Here is a 2,124-nt window from a genome sequence, read left to right as displayed (position 1 = left end):
GTAAAAAAGTTCTTCCTCCTGAATATTCTGCTCCACCCATCCAACGATTTCTTCCTGGGCTTCGTCATCAGCACTATAAAGCGCCTCATAAACCCGGATATCATCGGGATCGGTTTGTTTGTTTCCGTTCCCGTTTTTGGGTTCAGCCATAAACCTCCTTGTTTTTCAATGTAAGTGTAGGTTTTTATTGCCTACAGTTTAATTATAACCCGGTTAACCAGTGATTAAAAGCATTGACTGATATCTTCTAAGAGGTTTATCATTGTGTAAGCACCAGTTAACCAGCAAATGAGTAATCCTAACCCACTACAAACTCAAGAATTTAAAGAGCAGCAGTTCAAGGCATATACAGAAGGTCTATCAGAGCCGTTGGTGAAAAAGGTAACAGGAGTCAAACTGCCCCAAAGTATTCATGATGCACTTGGGGCTATGCCTGCTGAAGAAAGAGTGAAATACCTACGGCGAATTATTTCTGAGGCTGTTACGCGAGATTTAATTAGCAGACAATAGGTAGGAACTTTCCCATCAAATACTCGCTTTAAGTAGACTCTTAGTATCTGCGCCTGTTTCTTAGGACTTAACCCTCAACATACGGGTTATAATTCCACTCTCTTGTGGTAAGGAATAATATTAACTTTATGTCCATCTTTCCCCATTCTTACTAATGCCTGAAGCGGGTCTAGATTAGCAATTAAATTATCAGAAAATCTAAAGCGAGAGGCAACTGTTCTAACTTCTGCTTGGTCAACAGGTAAAATAATTTTCGTGGCTGTATTGGCAATAACTTCTTTACTGATTTCAGCATCACGTTGAGAGGCTACAATGCAGCACAGTCCATGTTTTCTCCCATCAGCTAAGATAATATTTAATGTTTTAGAGTTTTTAACTTCTTTACATTCGTCTATCAAGACAAAGGTCTTTGGAATCTTATCTTCAATTTCTCCAGCAATTCTGTGAGAATCCATTAATTGTTTGATTAAAGCTTCAGCAGCGATCGCACCCAATCCCGGCACTTTCCCCAAAGCCGACAAATCAAACCTGATAATAGGCGCATCAAGGGACGGCTGGGGACGAGTAAAGATACCGTACTCAAACATTGCCGCGAGTTTGAGGGCTAGTTTGGAGGATTCCTTGCAGCCATCTTCAATTCTTGCTTCAATCTCAATTCTTACATCACCAAATGTTGGGGCTTTTTGTGTCCAAGTAGCGGGTTCATCCTGAATAATTCCACGCTGTTTGTAGCAGGTGGTTAGGATATCTATAATTAATCCCTCTTGGTTAACTCCCATTGTCAAAGATTTTTTGAGAATGGCTGCAACTGCGATCGCTTGCAAACTTGGCCCCCCGCCCTTAGTATCTAAGTCCACCACCAAGGGGTTAATCCCGTGCGGTGACTCCATGTTAAGCGGGTAACAAGATTCAAATGGTAGCTCTAAATCTCCATGAAAATCTATGCTTATGTAGCGTACACTCGGTATAAAGCGCGGGAGTTCATAAGCGATCGCTTTCAGAGTTTGAGTTTTCCCAGAACCAGACGCGCCAATGATAGCAACGTGACCATTAGGTAGTGTAGTAGGATTCCAGTAAAGTTTATCACCCAATAAAATACCGTCTGTTGCTGACTCTGTAGTACTTTTTTTAGATTGATTAGGCTTTAAGGTAGCTGTTGGCAGTGGTTTAGGCATGAGATTTAAGTTAGGAGTTAGGAGTTAGGTATTAGACATTAGACATTGGGCATGGGGACTATTGACTACTGCTATTAATCACCCTCACTTGAAGTTGACCTGTGGCGAACTCCTCACCTAATTTGCTTTGGACAATTGCAAGGGGTGCAGCTTCTAAAGTAATGCTGGTATCAGTCGCTTTAATTACAGGGAATTGGTAAGGGTCGCGGGGTAAACCCCCAGTTTCTAAACCATCCACCGTTAACTGACCGGAGATAAACACCATCGCCCCAGTGCGGTTAAACTGTGCGATCGCACTTCCTATCGGTTCATCCTCCAAAGTCAGCGCCTCGATGTTAGTAATGGCTGGTCGTCCCACATCAGCTGTGATTTCCTCTAAGAAAATTTGTGCATCAGGTTCGGTCGATGCCTTGTAAATCCTCCCATCGTCGGACTGGAC

2 protein-coding genes and 1 pseudogene are annotated in these 2,124 nt (G+C 42.6%); 1 reads left to right on the top strand and 2 read right to left on the bottom strand.

The features are described 5' to 3' along the window. Positions 1-288 precede the first annotated feature (288 nt). Entirely contained in the window at positions 289-510 is a 222-nt protein-coding gene (locus ACYTXL_RS24225) for a hypothetical protein (RefSeq protein WP_461921925.1), read from the top strand. An 86-nt stretch (positions 511-596) separates the two neighbouring features. On the opposite strand, the gene ACYTXL_RS24220 is transcribed toward ACYTXL_RS24225, so the two are convergent. Together ACYTXL_RS24220 and ACYTXL_RS24215 are read right to left on the bottom strand one after the other, a co-directional pair. Beyond that, complete coding sequence (locus ACYTXL_RS24220; protein WP_461921924.1) at positions 597-1,685, bottom strand: ATP-binding protein; 1,089 nt, start codon at positions 1,683-1,685, stop codon at positions 597-599. Between the two features lie 58 nt (positions 1,686-1,743). Further along, a pseudogene (locus tag ACYTXL_RS24215) lies at positions 1,744-2,124 on the bottom strand (metal-dependent hydrolase); the annotation flags it as partial.

Source organism: Nostoc sp. (genome assembly GCF_054880495.1).
This window is presented reverse-complemented; position numbering and strand designations above follow the sequence as displayed.

What these genes read in the sequence shown, in the direction of transcription:
- ACYTXL_RS24220 (WP_461921924.1), bottom strand. Translation starts at nt 1,685, where the DNA reads ATGCCTAAACCACTGCCAACAGCTACCTTAAAGCCTAATCAATCTAAA.
- ACYTXL_RS24225 (WP_461921925.1), top strand. Translation starts at nt 289, where the DNA reads ATGAGTAATCCTAACCCACTACAAACTCAAGAATTTAAAGAGCAGCAG.